Consider the following 18,411-nt stretch of genomic DNA (forward strand, 5'->3'; position numbering starts at 1 on the left):
ATTTGGGCACTGTCTCAACCAGAGACTCGGTGAAATTATAGTACCTGTGAAGATGCAGGTTACCCGCGACAGGACGGAAAGACCCCGTGGAGCTTTACTGTAGCCTGATATTGAATTTTGGTACAGTTTGTACAGGATAGGCGGGAGCCATTGAAACCGGAGCGCTAGCTTCGGTGGAGGCGCTGGTGGGATACCGCCCTGACTGTATTGAAATTCTAACCTACGGGTCTTATCGACCCGGGAGACAGTGTCAGGTGGGCAGTTTGACTGGGGCGGTCGCCTCCTAAAGTGTAACGGAGGCGCCCAAAGGTTCCCTCAGAATGGTTGGAAATCATTCGTAGAGTGCAAAGGCATAAGGGAGCTTGACTGCGAGACCTACAAGTCGAGCAGGGACGAAAGTCGGGCTTAGTGATCCGGTGGTTCCGCATGGAAGGGCCATCGCTCAACGGATAAAAGCTACCCCGGGGATAACAGGCTTATCTCCCCCAAGAGTCCACATCGACGGGGAGGTTTGGCACCTCGATGTCGGCTCATCGCATCCTGGGGCTGTAGTCGGTCCCAAGGGTTGGGCTGTTCGCCCATTAAAGCGGTACGCGAGCTGGGTTCAGAACGTCGTGAGACAGTTCGGTCCCTATCCGTCGTGGGCGTAGGAAATTTGAGAGGAGCTGTCCTTAGTACGAGAGGACCGGGATGGACGCACCGCTGGTGTACCAGTTGTTCTGCCAAGGGCATAGCTGGGTAGCTATGTGCGGAAGGGATAAGTGCTGAAAGCATCTAAGCATGAAGCCCCCCTCAAGATGAGATTTCCCATAGCGTAAGCTAGTAAGATCCCTGAAAGATGATCAGGTTGATAGGTTCGAGGTGGAAGCATGGTGACATGTGGAGCTGACGAATACTAATAGATCGAGGACTTAACCATATAATATGAAGCAATGTTATCTAGTTTTGAAAGAATATAAAAAACTTGTTGACTTTAAAAGTTAAATAAGTTAAAATGATTCTTGTCTTAAATGAATACAGTCTGGTAATGATGGCAGAGAGGTCACACCCGTTCCCATACCGAACACGGAAGTTAAGCTCTCTAGCGCCGATGGTAGTTGGGACCTTGTCCCTGTGAGAGTAGGACGTTGCCAGGCAAAATGGAGGATTAGCTCAGCTGGGAGAGCACCTGCCTTACAAGCAGGGGGTCGGCGGTTCGATCCCGTCATCCTCCACCATATATGTCGGAGGGGTAGCGAAGTGGCTAAACGCGGCGGACTGTAAATCCGCTCCTTCGGGTTCGGCAGTTCGAATCTGCCCCCCTCCACCATTCTTAATTAATGGGCTATAGCCAAGCGGTAAGGCAACGGACTTTGACTCCGTCATGCGCTGGTTCGAATCCAGCTAGCCCAGCCATTAAGAGCCATTAGCTCAGTTGGTAGAGCATCTGACTTTTAATCAGAGGGTCGAAGGTTCGAGTCCTTCATGGCTCACCATTTTAATGAAATATGCGGGTGTGGCGGAATTGGCAGACGCACTAGACTTAGGATCTAGCGCCTTTGGCGTGGGGGTTCGACTCCCTTCACCCGCACTTTTAATAAAATAACTCATACATGTCTTGCGGAAGTAGTTCAGTGGTAGAATACAACCTTGCCAAGGTTGGGGTCGCGGGTTCGAATCCCGTCTTCCGCTCCAATTTTCAATATGACATGCCGGGGTGGCGGAACAGGCAGACGCACAGGACTTAAAATCCTGCGGTGGGTGACCACCGTGCGGGTTCGACCCCCGCCCTCGGCACCATATGCGCCCGTAGCTCAATTGGATAGAGCGTTTGACTACGGATCAAGAGGTTAGGGGTTCGACTCCTCTCGGGCGCGCTTTTATTAACGGGAAGTGGCTCAGCTTGGTAGAGCACCTGGTTTGGGACCAGGGGGTCGCAGGTTCAAATCCTGTCTTCCCGATATTCCCAAAAAACATGGGGCCTTAGCTCAGCTGGGAGAGCGCCTGCCTTGCACGCAGGAGGTCAGCGGTTCGATCCCGCTAGGCTCCACTTTATTTAATATATGTCTCGGAGGTATACCCAAGTTCGGCTGAAGGGATCGGTCTTGAAAACCGACAGGCGGTGAGAATCGCGCGGGGGTTCGAATCCCTCTACCTCCTCCATTTTTTCTTTAATGGTTTAGACATATAATAATAAAATATTTATTTTTTCCTTCATGGAGGTATACCCAAGTTCGGCTGAAGGGATCGGTCTTGAAAACCGACAGGCGGCGAGAGTCGCGCGGGGGTTCGAATCCCTCTACCTCCTCCATTTTTTAAAAATTTATATTGTCGCGGGGTGGAGCAGCACGGTAGCTCGTCGGGCTCATAACCCGAAGGTCGCAGGTTCAAATCCTGTCCCCGCAACCAAATGGTCCCGTGGTGTAGTGGTTAACATGCCTGCCTGTCACGCAGGAGATCGCCGGTTCGACCCCGGTCGGGACCGCCATTTATGTTGGCTCGGTAGCTCAGTCGGTAGAGCAGAGGACTGAAAATCCTCGTGTCGGCGGTTCGATTCCGTCCCGAGCCACCATTTTTTTATGCCGGCTTAGCTCAATTGGTAGAGCAACTGACTTGTAATCAGTAGGTTGGGGGTTCAAGTCCTCTAGCCGGCATCATTTAGGGGCATAGTTTAAAGGTAGAACTGAGGTCTCCAAAACCTCCAGTGTGGGTTCGATTCCTACTGCCCCTGTAAAGTATATGGGCCTATAGCTCAGCTGGTTAGAGCGCACGCCTGATAAGCGTGAGGTCGATGGTTCGAGTCCATTTAGGCCCACCATATATTATTCCGCAGTAGCTCAGTGGTAGAGCTATCGGCTGTTAACCGATCGGTCGTAGGTTCGAGTCCTACCTGCGGAGCCATGGCCCGTTGGTCAAGTGGTTAAGACACCGCCCTTTCACGGCGGTAACACGGGTTCGAATCCCGTACGGGTCATACAAAAAAGAGTCAGCATAATGCTGACTCTTTTTTATTTTGTTAATCCTTTTTATTACGTTACTTTCCAGAAATAAATAAAGGAATTTTGGAAAAGCTATGGTATGTATAAAAAGGAGGAAATCATAATGACACGAGTTAGAGACTTAATGAGTACCCATATTGTACATTGTACACCGCTAGACAATGTATATGAGGCAGCTGTTAAAATGAAGGAAGAATCAGTTGGATTAATTCCTGTTGTTGAAAATGAGCAAGTTGTTGGGCTTGTTACTGATCGTGATTTAGTCGTTCGAGGGATTGCTGAAAAACATCCTGGATCTAATAAAATTACAAATGTAATGACAACAAATATTATCTCAGTTTCTCCAAATGATTCTATTGAAAAAGCTACAGAGCTAATGGCACAGCATCAAATTAGACGATTACCAGTAGTTGATAGTGGTCAACTTATTGGCATGTTAGCACTAGGAGATTTAGCTATAAGGGAATCAGCAGATGATCAAGCTGGATTTGCCTTGAGCGAAATCTCAGAGCATACAGAGTAAATTGAAACTTTAATTAACCGAGAGTCTAATGGTCACTCATAAAGAGCTAAATTATATATAAAGTTCAGATACATTATTCTAGCATATATGGATTAAACTAATATGTTAGCGTGATGTATCTGAGACATTATATAATAAGGATACGGTTAATAATTTCGACAGTTTTTTTTAATTTGTTATTCTTCATTTTTAATAAGAGAAAAGATGATATACTGATAGATATAAGTATTATGAGGGATTTTGAATATAACAATATTAATTTTTAGTGATGCGATAATAAATTAATATTTCCTACATAGATGAAAAGGGAAGGGGAATTATATGAAGGCTGTACAGGGCGATCCAAATTGGAATTTGGTTACAGATACATATATAGAACCAAATAATTTCGCTGAATTATTTTCTTTGCTTGTACCTTGTCACCCAAAAGGTGAGGGGAAAGAACGAACTATATTAGTATGGAAAGAAAAAGAATTTTATAAAGAAGAAAATTTAGCGGCATTTATCGTATATGGCATGAATAAAGCAAAGAAATTACCGCAGTTTCATAAAGATGAAATTCCAACTTTAGTGCGTATTCTTCGCTTATGCCAAGAGATTGGTTGGTATGAAGAGGCAAATGATTTTATGATAGCGCAAGGATTAGCTGAGTTTGTTCATACTTCATTGGAATATGAAACATGGGATCTTTTGACACAATCAGTTGCTTTAAATTATTTAATTATTAAATATCGTATAGGTGAATTGACAGATAGGGATATTGAAATTTGGGATAGAGTTAAATTTAATGAGAAGTGTATAACCGATTGTAAACATTTATTATCTCATAAAGAAGTATTGGAATTTACATTCTTTTATATGTGCAAGAGAGCGAAATCATTATCAAAAGAGCAATTAAATAGTGATATGATGAGTTTAGCAATGTATTGTAATACTTTTGTATATGATTTGTATACACATGATTTATTACGGAAATATCGTAAGTGTACAGATTTCCTATCATATTATGGACCTAGTCAGGCAGTTTTAGCATGTCAAAGAGCTGTATTATCTCAAATTTCCGATCGCTTAGACCCATTAAAGACAACGCATGTAGATGATTATTTATATGTGATGAAAGAAATGATGGAGCATATGACGATAGGAGTAATGGATCGATACGGTCATTTTATTGGAAAGCTACTATCTTATGTGCCATTTTTCGAAATGATACAAGTTCCACAGCATGCATATTATTGTGAAGAATTACTGTATATTTGTAAGGGCATTGAATATAAAGAAGAAATACTACGCAATTATATATTTATACAATTACATGATTGTTTACCATCATTCTTTAGGCTATTTCTTAAAAATAAGCGTTACGCAACGATTCATGATATTCTTTTCTATTGGTGCGATGACGAACAAAGAATGAGCTTAGAGAAAAAATATAATCTGAGCTTTATTTATGAAAAATATGCTTGTGGATAAACAATATTTCCGATATGAAAAATTAATATAAATTAAAAAGGATCTCCAGTTTATGTGAGATCCTTTTTTGTTAGTAAAACAAGGAGAAAGTGATTAAGACAAGAAACAACATTCCATATAGGAGAAGTTGTTCAGTATAACTTCCTTGTATACCAAAAAAAGTATTGGCTTTCTTATACAAATTCAATATGTATTTTATTGGAGTATCTTTGAAAGATTGGTACACAGTGTCTCCTCTTTCTAAGCTTCTTGTTCTTGTTTTTGTTTATAAGGGACATTAATATATCTAGCTACAAATAATAAAACAGCCATAAAGAATACTGGAAATACAGTAGATAAATAAAAGCCATTACTAATTATATTTGTTATGAGAGCACTCAAAAGAAAAATAGCATTATAAATATGGGCAATTTTTTGTTTTAGTTGCACTTGAAATGATTCCATCATAATTTCTAATGCAACAAAAGCAATAATAATAGATAAAAATACAATGTTTGTATTGTAAATGATTAAACAGCAGATTAAACCTAAAAAGGCTACGTATTCAATTATAAGAGGTATATTGCGTGGCATACAATTTACCTAACTAAATATGGCAGTGGATTTACTGCATTTGTTTTTTCAAAATTCCATTCTCCATTATGTAATTCAAAATGAAGATGTTGCCCGTATGAATGACCTGTGTTTCCCATATGACCTATTAATTGTCCAGTTTGTACTTGATCACCAGCTTGTACAGTGCGATCCTTCATATGAGCATAAACAGTTGTATATAATTTCCCATTGATTTGATGCGCAATGAAAACAACATTGCCATAGCTAGCTGAATAATAAGATTTCACAACTTTACCTGCAGCAGCAGCTTGGATAGAGACGTTTCCTGGAGCGGCAATATCTATACCATAATGCATTTGTTCCCAGCGTATATCAAAGGTTGAGCTAATTCTTCCTTGAGCAGGGAATTTGAAAGCAGCTGGAATTGATGAAGGTTGATCTGTTTTAGCTTGTGGTTGATTTTGTACTACATAGTGTTTTGCTACATATCCGTATCCTGTGCCAAAACGAATTTTATACCAAGTTCCTACAGTTTCTACTACTTGTACTTGTGTACCGTTTTGTAATGAACCGAGTAGAGCGCTACTTGTACTAGCGTTGCTACGTACATTTAGATTAGGTGTTGCAACAGTATATTTTGTATTATTTTGAACGGTGATTCCTTTTACTAAGGGTTGTGAACCATTAGAGATGAATGCTTTTTGTACGTAACCTGTTTGGCCATTATGCGATATTTTATACCATTCGCCTTGATCTTCTTGAACGGTAATAAACTTGCCATTTGGTAATACATCTAAAATGGAAGATTCTAAATTAGGTTCAGAGCGAACGTTTAATGCATTAGCATTAACGATGTATTGATCATTAGAATGAAGTTTGTTTTTTAGTAAAATAGCATCTTTTTGTACATAACCTACTTTATTATGAACAGATACTTTATACCACTCATTAGTTGTTTCAAGGATGTTCACTTTTGTATTAAAGCGAATTGTATCAATTGATGTGCTTTTTACGTTATCTTCTGTATGTAATGCTACTTGATCGACTTTGACATACCCAGTTTTAATATTAGATAATTGTTCAGCGTTTGCTTTTTGTACATTTGTTTCACCCATAGAAGGAAGTAAAGAAGCAATCGCTACAGTAGTTGCTGTTAAAGCAGCAGCTTTCATATTCATGGAATAGAGACCTCCTCTAGTTGTATAGTTGTAATTTTATTATAGTATAAAGATATAATATAGTGGGTGTATTCACATAAATGTAATATGAAATCAATATAAAAATAAATTTTTTGAGGATAATGATTCCTTTTTATACAATTAATTGGGGTTTTATTTTCTAAAATAGAATGTATGTATTGTATAACTTTGATATTTTGTTAATAATTAAGAAAATTAAAAAAGTTGATGATGTCTTATTAGGGTGTTATACTGACAGTGATAATTTTATAGTTTGCTAGGAGAGCTGGTGTTGCCAGCTGAGAGTAGGCCGTAAGCCTTTGATCCTTTTTATTACCTGATCTAGATTATGCTAGCGTAGGGAAGCAATTCGGACACTAACAATGAGTCCCCGTTTCTTTGCGTATAGAAACGGGGCTTTTTTATTTGAAAATTTCATATTGAAACCACTAGGGGTGCTTGATTTGCTGAGAGAGGAATAATCCTTAACCCTTACAACACCTGATCTAGGTAATACTAGCGAAGGGAAGTGGAACATCGAATAAATGTATAACTTTATTTGCTGTAACCACTTCTTATATATAGAAGTGGTTTTTTATTTAGATACATATATTGAAAGGGGATAGAGAAATGAAATTTTGCGATAGATTATTAGAAACTGTGCAACCGGTTTGGGAGATGAGTCATAATCATCCGTTTGTAGTGGGTATGGGAGATGGCACGTTAGAAAAAGATAAATTCCAGTATTATATTATTCAAGATTATTTATATCTGCTAGATTATGCAAAGTTATATGCGATTGGTGTTGTAAAAGCAACGAATCCACAAGTAATGGGAAAGTTCGCTGAACAAATTGATGGAATATTAAATGGCGAAATGACAATCCATAAACAATATGCAAAAAGACTTGGAATTTCTATAGAGGAGATAGAGTCTGCGAAACCATCTGCTAAAAATTTAGCTTATACAAATTACATGATGTCTGTATCTCAAAATGGCACACTTGCGGAATTAATAGCAGCGCTTCTTCCATGTATGTGGAGCTATTGGGAAATTGGAAAGCGTTTAAATGATATTCCTGGAGCAAGAGATCATGAGTTTTTTGGTGAGTGGATTCAAGGATATAGTTCGGAAGAATACGGTAATCTTTGTATTTGGTTAATAGATTTATTAAATAAAATGGCAGTTGGAAAGTCTGAGACAGAACTAGAAAGATTAGAGGAGATTTTCTTATATTCCAGTCGATTTGAATATTTATTCTGGGATATGTCCTATCGTAAGGAGATGTGGGGATTTGAGGAGCAAGAACATACTACAGTTTCATAATGTTTCTTTTCATTACGATGAGAAACCAATCATCCATGAATTAAATGCTTCTATACATGAGAAAGAGTTTGTCAGTATTATCGGACCGAGTGGATGTGGGAAAAGTACTTTATTTCGCCTTATTACAGGTCTAGAAAAGGTAAGTACTGGACAGATAGAACTGACAGAAACAAAGCACCATCCTGTAGGATATATGCCGCAAAAAGATATGCTTTTGCCGTGGAGAACAATTATTGAGAATGCTGCCCTGCCGCTAGAGTGCCAAGGTGTACAGAAGAAAGAAGCACAAGTAAAGGCAAAGGAACTGTTACATAAATTTGGTTTGCAAGGGTATGAGAAAAAATATCCGAAAGATTTATCTGGTGGTATGAGACAACGTGTATCTTTTATTCGAACTTTATTAACAGGCGGGGAAATATTGCTGTTAGATGAACCATTTAGTGCGTTGGATGCTTTAACGAAGACCTCTTTGCAAGAATGGTTGTTCGAACAATGGCAAGAGTGGGAAAAAACAATTTTATTCATTACTCATGATGTTGAAGAAGCGTTATTTCTTTCAAACCGAGTTTTAGTAGTGGAACAGCAGCCGATAACGACTTTGACTGAGCGGACTGTACCGCTTGATCATAACAGAACACGAAAAGATTTATATAAACCGGAAGTATTAGCGCTGAAAGATGAGCTTCTTAGTATGTTACAAAGGCAGGTACTTGTGTGATGAACCGATTGAAAGAATTAGTTCCTGCTATTACACTTTCTAGTATTTTACTAGCTGTGTGGGAAATAGGAGCAAGAATTGTAGATGAGATGTACATTTTACCGTCACCTTCTGCGATTGTAATGAAGATATGGAAACTAAAAGACATATTATTTACAGTTCATTTACCTGCAACGTTATACGTCGTTTTAATAGGTGTTGTTATCTCTATCGTATTAGGTGTAGGGCTAGCGATGTTAATGAATGCGAGTACATGGATGGAGAGAGCGTTTTATCCATTATTAGTTGCTTCACAAACGATTCCGATTACTGCGCTTGCTCCGCTATTTGTTTTATGGTTTGGATACACAATTTGGAGTAAGGTTGTTGTCACAGTTTTAATTACGTTTTTCCCAATTGCGGTCAATACGTATGATGGACTGCGTAGTACGAAAAAAGAATGGGAGGAGCTCTTAGTTACATATGGAGCAACAAAAAGAGATATTTTTCTTAAATTAAAGTTGCCATCTGCTCTTCCTTATTTTTTCTCAGCTTTAAAAATTGCAGTTCCGCTTAGTGTTATCGGAGCAGCAATTGGAGAATGGCTCGGTGCACAAGCTGGGCTTGGATATTTCAGTAAGAGAATGATGACGCAGTTAGATGGAGCTGGCGTATTTGCACCTATTGTATTGTTATCATTATTAGCTATTTTCTTCGTCGTAATTATTTCCATATTAGAAAAGAAATTCATTAGTTGGAGGAAGTATTCATGAAATTTTTAAAGCGCATCTTTGTGTTTACATTAATAATTGCAATAATTGCAGGATGTTCGAGTAATTCAGCATCAGACAAAAGTAAAAAAGAGAAAGAAATAACAGTCATGTTAGATTGGTATCCAAATGCGGTACATAGCTTTATCTATGCAGCAATTGAAAAAGGATACTTTAAAGAAGAAGGTGTAAAGGTAAATATTAAATTCCCTTCTAATCCGACTGATCCATTAACGCTGGCAGCAGCAGGGAAGGTGACAGTTGGCTTGTATTATCAGCCAGATGTTGTTATGGCGAGAGCGAATGAGCAAATTCCAGTGAAATCAATTGGAGCTGTCGTACGTTCACCATTAAATCATGTTGTATCACTGAAATCAGCGGGCATTCAATCACCGAAAGATTTAGAAGGAAAAACAGTAGGATACTCTGGAACACCTTTAAGTGAGATGTATTTAAAAACGATGGTAAAAGAAGCTGGTGGTAATCCTGATACAGTGAAAGTAGTTGATGTTGGCTTTGATTTAGTACCAGCATTAATTACGAAGAAAGTAGATGCGGTAACAGGGGCATACATTAACCATGAAGTACCTGTTATGCGTCATGAAGGCCATGAACCAGCGTACTTTAATCCAGCTGATTACGGAGTACCAAACTACCATGAGCTTGTGTTTGTAACAGGTGATAAAACGTTGAAAAAAGATAAAGAAGCGTTGCAAGCTTTCTTACGTGGTACGAAAAAAGGCTATGATTTCATGAAGAAAAACCCAGATGAAGCATTGAATATTTTATTAAATCATCAAGAAAAAGAAAACTTCCCACTTGTGCCAGAAGTTGAAAAGGAAAGTATGAAAATTTTATTAGAGAAGATGGAAACGAAAGATGAGCCATTTTTATCAGATTCAAAAGAATCTTGGGAGAAACAAAATAAGTGGCTGAAGGACAAAGGAATGACGAAAGAAACCGTCCCAGCCGATGAACTATTCGAAAATATTTTAAAGTAGGCGAATGAATATGAAAAATGAGCTCCACGTAATCTCAAATGGCCATATGCCATTCGAAGAGTTAGTGAATGTAGCGATGCAAATTGAGAGTGAGATTGATTATTTGCATATTCGTGAGCGTGAGAAGAGTACGAAGGAATTATATGAAGGTGTGGAAAGTCTATTAATGGAGGGCTTTCCGGCTTCTAAAATTGTCATAAACGATCGAATTGATATTGCAATTTTATTAAATATACCTCGTGTTCAACTAGGATATCGAAGTACAGATGTAAAGTCAGTGAAAGAAAAGTTTTCGTATTTGCATGTCGGTTATTCTGTGCATTCGCTAGATGAAGCAATAGTAGCTTTTAAAAATGGAGCGGATTCACTCGTTTATGGCCATGTATTTCCGACAGATTGTAAAAAAGGTGTGCCAGCGAGAGGGCTTGAAGAAATTTCAGACATTGCAAGGTGTTTATCTATACCGATTACAGCAATTGGAGGAATTACCCCAGAAAACACAGTGGATGTTCTTACTAACGGTGTAAGTGGTATAGCAGTTATGTCTGGAATTGTAAGTAGTAGTAACCCGTATAGCAAAGCGAAATCTTATAAGGAATCAATAAGAAAGTGGGCGGAAAAACATGTGTGAGAAGTATGATGTAGCGATTATTGGTGGTGGTGTAATTGGCAGTTCAGTTGCACATTTTCTAGCAGAAAGAGGACATAAAGTAGCGATTGTGGAGAAGCAAAGTATTGCATCGGAAGCTTCCAAAGCAGCTGCTGGTTTACTTGGTGTTCAGGCAGAATGGGATGTGTATGATCCGCTATTTGAACTTGCTAGAGAAAGCCGAGCTATATTTCCACAACTTGCAGCAGTTTTACGTGAAAAGACGGGTATTGATATTGGATATGAAGAAAAAGGAATTTATCGTATTGCTCAAAATGAAGATGAGAAGGAAAGAATTCTTCACATTATGGATTGGCAGCAGAAAACAGGTGAAGATTCTTATTTTCTAACGGGAGACCATGTACGGGAAAAAGAGCCATATCTATCCGAATCTATTATAGGAGCAGTATATTATCCGAAAGACGGTCATGTTATTGCACCAGAGCTTACGAAAGCATTCGCACATTCTGCGGCAATTTCCGGTGCTGATATATATGAACAGGCAGAAGTATTTGATATCCGTATTGAAAATAATAAAGTGACTGGAGTTATTACAAGTGAAGGTATTGTCACATGTGAGAAAGTCGTTATTGCAGGAGGTTCATGGAGCACGAAGTTACTCAGTTATTTTCACCGTGATTGGGGTACATATCCAGTTAAAGGAGAAGTGGTTGCGGTAAGAAGTAGAAAACAACTTTTAAAAGCACCTATTTTTCAAGAAAGATTTTACATTACTCCAAAGCGCGGTGGACGTTACGTAATTGGGGCAACAATGAAGCCACATACGTTCAATAAAACTGTGCAGCCAGAAAGTATAACTTCTATATTAGAGCGTGCTTATACAATATTGCCAGCTTTAAAAGAAGCAGAATGGGAAAGCACGTGGGCAGGATTACGACCACAATCGAATCATGAAGCTCCTTATATGGGAGAGCATGAAGAAATAAAAGGTTTATATGCTTGCACGGGCCATTATCGAAACGGTATTTTATTAAGTCCTATTTCTGGCCAATATATGGCTGATTTAATAGAAGGAAAGCAAGAGAATCATTTGCTAGATTCATTGCTTTCTAGAAGAGTTTAGAAAGGGGATGGAAGTTTGAATTTAAAAATTAATGGTAACCAAATTGAAGTGCCAGCGAGTGTAAAAACAGTAGCTGAGCTACTTACACATTTAGAGTTAGATAACAGAATTGTTGTAGTAGAGCGTAATAAAGATATTTTACAAAAAGATGATCATACAGATACATCTGTTTTTGATGGAGACCAAATTGAGATTGTAACTTTCGTAGGAGGCGGTTGATTATGTTAAACATTGGACCATTTTCATTTCATTCTAGACTTTTATTAGGAACAGGTAAATTCCCTGATTTTGACGTACAGCAAAAGGCAATTGACGTTTCTGAAGCTGAAATTTTAACGTTTGCAGTACGTCGTATGGATATCTTTGATGCAAAGCAACCTAATTTATTAGAGAAACTTGATGTGAAAAAATATACGTTATTACCAAATACAGCAGGAGCAAAAAATGCTGAAGAGGCTGTTCGTATTGCAAAATTAGCAAAAGCTTCTGGGCTTTGTGACATGATAAAGGTAGAAGTTATTGGTGATGATAGAACGTTATTACCTGATCCGGTAGAAACGTTAAAGGCATCTGAAATGTTACTGGAAGAAGGATTTATCGTACTTCCGTATACATCTGATGATGTTGTATTAGCACGTAAATTACAAGAGCTTGGCGTGCATGCGATTATGCCAGGAGCATCTCCAATCGGATCAGGACTTGGTATTGTAAATCCATTAAATTTGGGCTTCATTATTGAACAAGCGACAGTACCAGTTATCGTTGATGCCGGTATTGGTAGCCCAGCTGATGCGGCATTTGCAATGGAATTAGGAGCAGATGGCGTGTTATTAAATACAGCTGTATCAGGAGCAAAAGATCCTATTAAAATGGCAAAAGCAATGAAATTAAGTATTGAAGCAGGCCGTTTAGGATTTGAAGCAGGTCGTATTGCACGTAAGCGTTGTGCAACTGCAAGTAGTCCTTTAGAAGGAATGAGCGTAGTTGAATAATCGATATTCTCGCCAAGAACTATTTTCTCCAATTGGAGAAGAAGGACAGCAAAAGATAAGAGAAAAGCATGTGCTTATTATCGGTGCGGGTGCATTAGGTAGTGCAAATGCAGAGATGTTTGTAAGAGCAGGTGTTGGCAAGATAACAATTGTTGACCGTGATTATGTAGATTGGAGTAATTTACAAAGACAACAATTGTATGCAGAGAGCGACGTAAAGAATAATCTTCCAAAAGCTATAGCGGCTAAAAAACGTTTAGAAGAGATTAATAGTGATGTAACAATAGAAGCTCTCGTTCAAGATGTAACAGCTGAAGAGCTAGAAGAACTTGTTACAAATGTTGATGTAATTATTGATGCGACTGATAATTTTGAAACACGCTTTATTGTGAATGATATAGCACAAAAATATTCTATTCCATGGATTTACGGTGCATGTGTAGGTAGTTACGGTCTTTCTTACACAATCCTTCCTAGTAAAACACCATGTTTATCATGTTTATTACAGTCGATTCCGCTTGGCGGGGCAACATGTGATACAGCGGGTATTATATCACCTGCTGTATCTCTTGTCGTTTCTCATCAAGTAACAGAAGCTCTTAAACTGTTAGTAGAAGATTACGAATCACTTCGAGATGGGCTTGTATCGTTTGATATGTGGAAGAATGAGTATTCATGTATGAATGTGCAAAAACTTCGCCAGCATAATTGTCCTTCATGCGGAGAGAATGCATTATATCCGTATTTAAATAAAGAGAACACATCAAAAACAGCAGTTTTATGCGGGCGAAATACAGTTCAAATTAGACCACCTTATAAAGATGAAATGAATTTTGAACAATATAAAGAGTTGCTGGAAGGTCGCGTGAATGATTTAAATATAAATCTATATTTATTATCATTTTCTGTTGAAGACAAGAGGTTAGTAGCCTTTAAAGATGGCCGTGTGCTCGTACATGGAACGAAAGATATAAGCGAAGCAAAAACGATTTATCATCGCTATTTTGGATAGAAAAGGATGAGTGGGATGAAAGTGAATAAAGCTTTAACAATTGCAGGGTCTGATAGCGGCGGCGGTGCTGGAATTCAGGCAGATTTAAAAACATTCCAAGAGCTTGGTGTATACGGAATGACGGCTATTACGGCAATTACTGCTCAAAACACGCTTGGCGTTCAAGGGGTATATCCTGTTCCGTTAGAAGGTATTACAGAACAGCTGAATTCAATTGGTACGGATTTAACACCAGACGCAGTGAAACTAGGAATGTTATTTAGTAGTGAAATAATTCAAATTGTTGCAGAACAAATTAAAAAGTTTGGCTGGAATAATATTGTGCTAGATCCCGTTATGATTGCAAAAGGCGGTGCATCATTATTACAGCAAGAAGCAGTTCAAGCATTAAAAGAATATTTATTACCAGTAGCAACTGTTATAACACCGAATGTCCCAGAAGCAGAAGTGTTAACTGGGATGGAGATTCATAATGTTGAAGATAGTAAGGAAGCTGCAAAAGTATTGCATGAATTAGGTGCTAAATATGTGCTTATGAAGGGCGGACATGCAGAATATCAAGGGAATGAAGTAATTGATTTCCTCTTTGATGGAGAAAAATTTATTGAGTTTAGAAGCGAGCGAATTCCTTCAAAGCAAACGCATGGAAGTGGGTGTACATTTGCTTCAGCGGTTACAGCAGGACTTGCGAAAGGATACTCAATTGAAGATGCTGTTCAAGAAGCAAAACGATTTATTAGTATAGCAATTGAAGAGCCATTGAATATTGGTAGTGGTCATGGACCGACGAATCATTTTGCATATAAAGTGAATAGAACGCGTGCATAGGTAAGTGAAAAGCCAGTTTTATAACTGGCTTTTTTTCTGTTTACTTTTTCAAAATACAGGAGTAATATATCAGCCAGAATACATTTTTTTGTAAACGCTGAGTCCAATTATATGGAGCGGAGGAACCAATTTGTGCGTAGGCACTAGGGGTGAATCTTTCAAGTTTGAAAGTAGGGCTACTCTCAAAGTCCGAATCCGACAGCTAACTTCGTAAGCGTCTTGAGAGAGGACGGTGCCATGATGGATACATCACTTCATCGATCTGATTAGTATAGGGGAATATCAATCTATGTTTGATTTCTTTTATACTAAGGAGGATGAGGTACATGGAACTAACACTTATTTGTGTTGGAGAAGAAAGTAAGGTAGATAGTTTAAGAGATCTAGTACCATTTCAACATAAGTTAATTATTTTTACAGCAAATGAAGAGATAGCGGCTGAAGTTAGGAATTGTGGGTTTGATTGGACTTATAGCTGCAGTAAGGAGCAGGACTTTACTAGTATTTGTGAGTGTATTAAGAAGGTGATTTTACTAGGGGATGAGCTTCCAATCGTTAGTTTTTTCACAGAACACATTCGCTTTTCTTTTCAAGCACCTATTACTGTTGTTACAAGGAATAAACGATATCCAGCGAGGCTCTATGAAACAATTGGAGCTAAGTTTGTCGTGTTTACAAATTGTGATAATATTTCTTTTTTATTTTTTGAATAGGGCGGGGGAAGAAATGATGAAGGTATTATTACTTGGAGATATAGCAAATCGTTGGGCAGTATCGGTAGAGCGAGTTCAAGAATTGGTTCAGATCGATCCCCTTTTTCCAGGGCCGTATATTATATTACCATCAAAAGATGCTTTGTATTTAGAGGTGGATATTACCGAGTATGAGCAGCTACATGCAGAATTGACACAAGTTTATATTCGCGGGAGAAATTTACGTGCATTTTTACGAGGAGAATAAAGGTTGAATAAAAAAGAGCGAATGCTGAGTGCAACAAGCTATGCACTTCATCTCATTCGCTCTTTTTATTTCATATTTAAAAGGTCATTTTTAAGAAAAGAGAAGAGAAATAAAGAAAATAGATGAAATAATAGTAATAATCTTCAATGTAAGCGTTTAAATGAATATAAATATTATTATTTTCAGTAATTTAACCCTTTACAAGTGAAATATAGAGGAGTATATTTACTCTCATAAATCATTCATAAAATTTCCAAAAAAACCTAAAATCGCTGAGTTCCAGAAATGGAGCGGGGGAACCAATTTTGTGCATCGTCACTTGGGGTGAATCTTTCAGTTTTGAAAGTAGGGCTACTCTTTAGGCCCGAATCCGACAGCTAACCTCGTAAGCGTTTAGAGAGGAGGTTTACTTTTTGTTGTTCATTTTTTGAACACTGAGTAGAGCTCAGTGTTCTTTTTTAATAATTAAATGGTAAATTTTAACAAAAACAAAGCGAGGGATAGCTATGTTAGATGTTGTAATGGTCGGGATTTTTATTTTATTAGTTGCATCAATGGCAAGTCTTGCAAGTTGGTCAGATAAAGTTGTGAAAGAAGGAAAGCAATCATGATGATTGTCTTATCGGTTATTGTCGCAGCAATTACAGTGTATTTAGTGTATGCATTATTAAATCCAGAGAAGTTTTAATTAGGGGGAATCATTCATTATGATTTGGGTTGCAGTCATTATTATAATGCTCTTGTTTATTTTAGTAGCAAAGCCAATGGGGATTTATTTAGAAAAAGCTTTTCAAGGTAGCAAAATGCTAGATAAAGTATTCGGGCCTTTTGAAAAACTTATTTTTAAAATTATGGGTGTAAAAGAATACAATCAAACGTGGAAACAGTACGCATTATCATTAGTTTTACTCAACGGATTTATGATTGTTATTGTATATTTCATTTTCAGATTACAAGGTGTGTTGCCGCTAAATCCAGCGCATATTGAAGGGATGGAGCCTACGCTCGCTTTTAATACAGCGATTAGTTTTATGGCTGATACAAACTTACAGCATTATAGCGGTGAAAATGGTTTATCCTATTTATCACAATTAATCGGGATTACATTTTTAATGTTTGCGGCACCAGCAACGACATTGGCGCTCGTTATGGCTTTTATAAGAGGACTTGCTGGAAAAGAACTTGGTAACTTTTTCGTTGATTTTACAAGAGCGTTAACGAGAGTGTTTCTTCCTATCGCATTTATTGCGGCACTAGTTTTTGTTGCACTTGGCGTACCGCAAACGTTAGATGGGGCGGTTACAGCACAAACGATTGATGGGGCAAAGCAAAGTATATTACGTGGCCCTGTTGCATCATTCGTTTCTATTAAGGAACTTGGAAATAACGGCGGTGGATTTTTCGGAGCAAACTCTACGCATCCTTTTGAAAATCCAGGACAAATGAGTAATATTTTGCAAATGATGCTTATGATGTTATTACCAACAGCACTTCCATTTACGTACGGACGAATGGTAGGAAATAAAAAACAAGGTCGCATCCTTTTCGTGTCACTATTTATGGTATTTTTACTAGGGTTTATAACGATTACGACATCTGAACTAAACGGGAACCCGGCATTAAATGGAATGGGTATCGAACATGTACAAGGAAGTACAGAAGGGAAAGAAGTACGATTTGGAACAGTATTTTCTTCACTATACGCAACGGTAACGACAGCTGCTGAAACTGGGGCTGTTAATACGATGCATGATACGTTAACACCAATTGGCGGTCTAGTTCCACTTGTAAATATGATGTTAAATACAGTGTATGGCGGCGTTGGAGCAGGCTTTGTAAACATTATTATGTATGCAATTATTGCAGTGTTTATATCTGGGTTAATGGTTGGACGGACACCAGAGTTTTTAGGTAAAAAGATTGAAGGTAAGGAAATGAAATTAATTGCGGTCACGATTTTATTTCATCCATTGCTCATTTTAGGCTTTTCGGCATTAGCTCTTTCAACAAATTTAGGGACGGATGCTATTTCTCATTCTGGTTTCCACGGTTTAACGCAAGTTGTATATGAATATACATCGTCAGCTGCAAATAACGGATCTGGATTTGAAGGATTAGGAGATAATACACCGTTTTGGAATATTACGACTGGTTTAGTTATGTTTTTAGGACGCTACTTCAGTTTAATTACGATGTTAGCTGTGGCAGCTTCGCTGAAAGAAAAAACGGTAGTGCCAGAAACAGTTGGAACGTTCCGTACAGATAATAGTTTATTTGGTGGCATCTTCATCGGAACAATTGTAATTGTCGGTGCATTAACATTCTTCCCGATGTTAGTACTCGGTCCAATTGCAGAATTTCTTACATTGAAGTAATGGAGGGTAA

The 18,411-nt window shown here is 38.2% G+C and carries 20 protein-coding genes, 20 tRNA genes, 2 rRNA genes and 4 riboswitches (1 of these 46 only partly in view); of the genes, 40 read left to right on the forward strand and 2 right to left on the reverse strand.

All coding sequences use genetic code 11. The annotated features are described in order from the left end of the window. The 24 genes from MHB52_RS03715 to MHB52_RS03830 form a co-directional block, all read left to right on the forward strand. Positions 1-919, forward strand: a 23S ribosomal RNA gene (locus MHB52_RS03715) (it extends 2,004 nt beyond the left edge of the window). Between the two features lie 101 nt (positions 920-1,020). Beyond that, positions 1,021-1,136 (forward strand): 5S ribosomal RNA (rrf, locus tag MHB52_RS03720). 5 nt (positions 1,137-1,141) lie between these two features. After that, a tRNA-Val gene (locus MHB52_RS03725) sits at positions 1,142-1,217 on the forward strand. A gap of 8 nt (positions 1,218-1,225) precedes the next feature. Continuing rightward, positions 1,226-1,309: transfer RNA gene (locus MHB52_RS03730), tRNA-Tyr, on the forward strand. 11 nt (positions 1,310-1,320) lie between these two features. Next, a tRNA-Gln gene (locus MHB52_RS03735) sits at positions 1,321-1,395 on the forward strand. A 4-nt stretch (positions 1,396-1,399) separates the two neighbouring features. After that, a tRNA-Lys gene (locus MHB52_RS03740) sits at positions 1,400-1,475 on the forward strand. A gap of 14 nt (positions 1,476-1,489) precedes the next feature. Further along, a tRNA-Leu gene (locus tag MHB52_RS03745) sits at positions 1,490-1,570 on the forward strand. 29 nt (positions 1,571-1,599) lie between these two features. After that, positions 1,600-1,674 (forward strand) — tRNA-Gly (locus MHB52_RS03750). Between the two features lie 16 nt (positions 1,675-1,690). Beyond that, a tRNA-Leu gene (locus MHB52_RS03755) sits at positions 1,691-1,779 on the forward strand. Between the two features lie 3 nt (positions 1,780-1,782). Beyond that, positions 1,783-1,856, forward strand: a tRNA-Arg gene (locus tag MHB52_RS03760). 10 nt (positions 1,857-1,866) lie between these two features. After that, positions 1,867-1,940, forward strand: a tRNA-Pro gene (locus tag MHB52_RS03765). 16 nt (positions 1,941-1,956) lie between these two features. Continuing rightward, positions 1,957-2,029 (forward strand) — tRNA-Ala (locus MHB52_RS03770). Between the two features lie 20 nt (positions 2,030-2,049). Next, positions 2,050-2,142, forward strand: a tRNA-Ser gene (locus MHB52_RS03775). Positions 2,143-2,197: 55 nt separating this feature from the next. Then, positions 2,198-2,290: transfer RNA gene (locus MHB52_RS03780), tRNA-Ser, on the forward strand. Positions 2,291-2,311: 21 nt separating this feature from the next. Then, a tRNA-Met gene (locus MHB52_RS03785) sits at positions 2,312-2,388 on the forward strand. 3 nt (positions 2,389-2,391) lie between these two features. Further along, positions 2,392-2,467 (forward strand) — tRNA-Asp (locus MHB52_RS03790). An 8-nt stretch (positions 2,468-2,475) separates the two neighbouring features. Next, a tRNA-Phe gene (locus tag MHB52_RS03795) sits at positions 2,476-2,551 on the forward strand. A 9-nt stretch (positions 2,552-2,560) separates the two neighbouring features. Beyond that, positions 2,561-2,633: transfer RNA gene (locus MHB52_RS03800), tRNA-Thr, on the forward strand. A gap of 6 nt (positions 2,634-2,639) precedes the next feature. Next, a tRNA-Trp gene (locus tag MHB52_RS03805) sits at positions 2,640-2,710 on the forward strand. A 10-nt stretch (positions 2,711-2,720) separates the two neighbouring features. Beyond that, a tRNA-Ile gene (locus MHB52_RS03810) sits at positions 2,721-2,797 on the forward strand. An 8-nt stretch (positions 2,798-2,805) separates the two neighbouring features. Next, positions 2,806-2,880, forward strand: a tRNA-Asn gene (locus tag MHB52_RS03815). Position 2,881: 1 nt separating this feature from the next. Next, positions 2,882-2,953: transfer RNA gene (locus tag MHB52_RS03820), tRNA-Glu, on the forward strand. A gap of 128 nt (positions 2,954-3,081) precedes the next feature. Then, positions 3,082-3,501, forward strand: coding sequence for a CBS domain-containing protein (locus MHB52_RS03825; RefSeq protein ID WP_000199010.1), 420 nt, complete (start codon positions 3,082-3,084; stop codon positions 3,499-3,501). Between the two features lie 321 nt (positions 3,502-3,822). Then, positions 3,823-4,974: a DUF3965 domain-containing protein gene (locus MHB52_RS03830; protein ID WP_000648911.1), complete on the forward strand. Its 1,152-nt coding sequence runs from the start codon at positions 3,823-3,825 to the stop codon at positions 4,972-4,974. 240 nt (positions 4,975-5,214) lie between these two features. Here the strand turns inward: MHB52_RS03830 and MHB52_RS03835 are convergent, their stop codons facing one another. Beyond that, entirely contained in the window at positions 5,215-5,547 is a 333-nt protein-coding gene (locus tag MHB52_RS03835) for a hypothetical protein (protein ID WP_001137821.1), read from the reverse strand. A 5-nt stretch (positions 5,548-5,552) separates the two neighbouring features. Beyond that, entirely contained in the window at positions 5,553-6,707 is a 1,155-nt protein-coding gene (locus MHB52_RS03840) for an SH3 domain-containing protein (RefSeq protein ID WP_001056015.1), read from the reverse strand. A 269-nt stretch (positions 6,708-6,976) separates the two neighbouring features. Then, positions 6,977-7,088, forward strand: a riboswitch (TPP riboswitch). 60 nt (positions 7,089-7,148) lie between these two features. Continuing rightward, positions 7,149-7,252, forward strand: a riboswitch (TPP riboswitch). 85 nt (positions 7,253-7,337) lie between these two features. Here MHB52_RS03840 and tenA point away from each other — a divergent pair. The 16 genes from tenA to kdpA all read left to right on the forward strand — a co-directional run bounded on the left by tenA (position 7,338) and on the right by kdpA (position 18,401). Continuing rightward, complete coding sequence (gene tenA / locus MHB52_RS03845; RefSeq protein ID WP_000666830.1) at positions 7,338-8,033, forward strand: thiaminase II; 696 nt, start codon at positions 7,338-7,340, stop codon at positions 8,031-8,033. Then, a complete protein-coding gene (locus MHB52_RS03850) occupies positions 8,002-8,751 on the forward strand; it encodes an ABC transporter ATP-binding protein (protein ID WP_001256793.1) in 750 nt (249 codons plus the stop codon). Before tenA ends, MHB52_RS03850 begins: the two co-directional genes overlap by 32 nt. Beyond that, positions 8,751-9,503, forward strand: a complete 753-nt coding sequence (locus tag MHB52_RS03855; protein WP_001080856.1) for an ABC transporter permease — start codon at positions 8,751-8,753, stop codon at positions 9,501-9,503. The genes MHB52_RS03850 and MHB52_RS03855 overlap by 1 nt, the downstream gene beginning before the upstream one ends. Next, complete coding sequence (locus MHB52_RS03860) at positions 9,500-10,501, forward strand: ABC transporter substrate-binding protein (RefSeq protein WP_000670412.1); 1,002 nt, start codon at positions 9,500-9,502, stop codon at positions 10,499-10,501. Before MHB52_RS03855 ends, MHB52_RS03860 begins: the two co-directional genes overlap by 4 nt. Before the next feature lie 10 nt (positions 10,502-10,511). Next, positions 10,512-11,132, forward strand: coding sequence for a thiazole tautomerase TenI (gene tenI / locus MHB52_RS03865; RefSeq protein ID WP_000787170.1), 621 nt, complete (start codon positions 10,512-10,514; stop codon positions 11,130-11,132). Beyond that, positions 11,125-12,234, forward strand: a complete 1,110-nt coding sequence (thiO, locus tag MHB52_RS03870; protein WP_000333315.1) for a glycine oxidase ThiO — start codon at positions 11,125-11,127, stop codon at positions 12,232-12,234. Before tenI ends, thiO begins: the two co-directional genes overlap by 8 nt. A 15-nt stretch (positions 12,235-12,249) precedes the next feature. Beyond that, a complete protein-coding gene (thiS, locus tag MHB52_RS03875) occupies positions 12,250-12,453 on the forward strand; it encodes a sulfur carrier protein ThiS (RefSeq protein WP_001049502.1) in 204 nt (67 codons plus the stop codon). A gap of 2 nt (positions 12,454-12,455) precedes the next feature. After that, positions 12,456-13,226 carry a thiazole synthase gene (gene thiG / locus MHB52_RS03880; protein WP_061664463.1) on the forward strand — a complete coding sequence of 257 codons (771 nt, stop codon included), beginning with the start codon at positions 12,456-12,458 and terminating at the stop codon, positions 13,224-13,226. Then, a complete protein-coding gene (thiF, locus tag MHB52_RS03885; RefSeq protein WP_001065423.1) occupies positions 13,219-14,238 on the forward strand; it encodes a thiazole biosynthesis adenylyltransferase ThiF in 1,020 nt (339 codons plus the stop codon). Before thiG ends, thiF begins: the two co-directional genes overlap by 8 nt. Positions 14,239-14,253: 15 nt before the next feature. Further along, positions 14,254-15,066, forward strand: a complete 813-nt coding sequence (thiD, locus tag MHB52_RS03890) for a bifunctional hydroxymethylpyrimidine kinase/phosphomethylpyrimidine kinase (protein ID WP_000867379.1) — start codon at positions 14,254-14,256, stop codon at positions 15,064-15,066. 85 nt (positions 15,067-15,151) lie between these two features. After that, positions 15,152-15,299: riboswitch (cyclic di-AMP (ydaO/yuaA leader) on the forward strand. 93 nt (positions 15,300-15,392) lie between these two features. Continuing rightward, entirely contained in the window at positions 15,393-15,779 is a 387-nt protein-coding gene (locus MHB52_RS03895; protein WP_000424066.1) for a hypothetical protein, read from the forward strand. A gap of 13 nt (positions 15,780-15,792) precedes the next feature. Beyond that, positions 15,793-16,026 (forward strand): hypothetical protein, encoded by a 234-nt coding sequence (locus MHB52_RS03900; protein ID WP_001985933.1) that lies wholly within the window; start codon positions 15,793-15,795, stop codon positions 16,024-16,026. Between the two features lie 3 nt (positions 16,027-16,029). After that, positions 16,030-16,152: a hypothetical protein gene (locus MHB52_RS03905; RefSeq protein ID WP_001999105.1), complete on the forward strand. Its 123-nt coding sequence runs from the start codon at positions 16,030-16,032 to the stop codon at positions 16,150-16,152. 134 nt (positions 16,153-16,286) lie between these two features. Continuing rightward, positions 16,287-16,432: riboswitch (cyclic di-AMP (ydaO/yuaA leader) on the forward strand. A 100-nt stretch (positions 16,433-16,532) separates the two neighbouring features. Continuing rightward, the gene (locus MHB52_RS03910) at positions 16,533-16,637 is read left to right on the forward strand and encodes a SipW-dependent-type signal peptide-containing protein (protein WP_000887894.1); all 105 of its coding nucleotides are present in this window, start codon (positions 16,533-16,535) and stop codon (positions 16,635-16,637) included. Further along, positions 16,637-16,714: a K(+)-transporting ATPase subunit F gene (gene kdpF / locus MHB52_RS03915; protein WP_223153441.1), complete on the forward strand. Its 78-nt coding sequence runs from the start codon at positions 16,637-16,639 to the stop codon at positions 16,712-16,714. The genes MHB52_RS03910 and kdpF overlap by 1 nt, the downstream gene beginning before the upstream one ends. Positions 16,715-16,733: 19 nt before the next feature. After that, the gene (kdpA, locus tag MHB52_RS03920) at positions 16,734-18,401 is read left to right on the forward strand and encodes a potassium-transporting ATPase subunit KdpA (protein ID WP_061664462.1); all 1,668 of its coding nucleotides are present in this window, start codon (positions 16,734-16,736) and stop codon (positions 18,399-18,401) included. Positions 18,402-18,411 lie beyond the last annotated feature (10 nt).

Origin of the sequence: Bacillus sp. FSL K6-0073, from assembly GCF_038006085.1 — a bacterium.
GTDB classification, from domain to species: Bacteria; Bacillota; Bacilli; order Bacillales; family Bacillaceae_G; genus Bacillus_A; species Bacillus_A cereus.

Bases quoted from the DNA above. Each gene is read 5' to 3' on its own strand.
- MHB52_RS03825 (WP_000199010.1), top strand. From the start codon at position 3,082: ATGACACGAGTTAGAGACTTAATGAGTACCCATATTGTACATTGTACA.
- MHB52_RS03830 (WP_000648911.1), top strand. From the start codon at position 3,823: ATGAAGGCTGTACAGGGCGATCCAAATTGGAATTTGGTTACAGATACA.
- MHB52_RS03835 (WP_001137821.1), bottom strand. From the start codon at position 5,547: ATGCCACGCAATATACCTCTTATAATTGAATACGTAGCCTTTTTAGGT.
- MHB52_RS03840 (WP_001056015.1), bottom strand. From the start codon at position 6,707: ATGAATATGAAAGCTGCTGCTTTAACAGCAACTACTGTAGCGATTGCT.
- tenA (WP_000666830.1), top strand. From the start codon at position 7,338: ATGAAATTTTGCGATAGATTATTAGAAACTGTGCAACCGGTTTGGGAG.
- MHB52_RS03855 (WP_001080856.1), top strand. From the start codon at position 8,751: ATGAACCGATTGAAAGAATTAGTTCCTGCTATTACACTTTCTAGTATT.
- MHB52_RS03860 (WP_000670412.1), top strand. From the start codon at position 9,500: ATGAAATTTTTAAAGCGCATCTTTGTGTTTACATTAATAATTGCAATA.
- tenI (WP_000787170.1), top strand. From the start codon at position 10,512: ATGAAAAATGAGCTCCACGTAATCTCAAATGGCCATATGCCATTCGAA.
- thiO (WP_000333315.1), top strand. From the start codon at position 11,125: ATGTGTGAGAAGTATGATGTAGCGATTATTGGTGGTGGTGTAATTGGC.
- thiG (WP_061664463.1), top strand. From the start codon at position 12,456: ATGTTAAACATTGGACCATTTTCATTTCATTCTAGACTTTTATTAGGA.
- thiD (WP_000867379.1), top strand. From the start codon at position 14,254: ATGAAAGTGAATAAAGCTTTAACAATTGCAGGGTCTGATAGCGGCGGC.
- MHB52_RS03895 (WP_000424066.1), top strand. From the start codon at position 15,393: ATGGAACTAACACTTATTTGTGTTGGAGAAGAAAGTAAGGTAGATAGT.
- MHB52_RS03900 (WP_001985933.1), top strand. From the start codon at position 15,793: ATGATGAAGGTATTATTACTTGGAGATATAGCAAATCGTTGGGCAGTA.
- MHB52_RS03910 (WP_000887894.1), top strand. From the start codon at position 16,533: ATGTTAGATGTTGTAATGGTCGGGATTTTTATTTTATTAGTTGCATCA.
- kdpF (WP_223153441.1), top strand. From the start codon at position 16,637: ATGATTGTCTTATCGGTTATTGTCGCAGCAATTACAGTGTATTTAGTG.
- kdpA (WP_061664462.1), top strand. From the start codon at position 16,734: ATGATTTGGGTTGCAGTCATTATTATAATGCTCTTGTTTATTTTAGTA.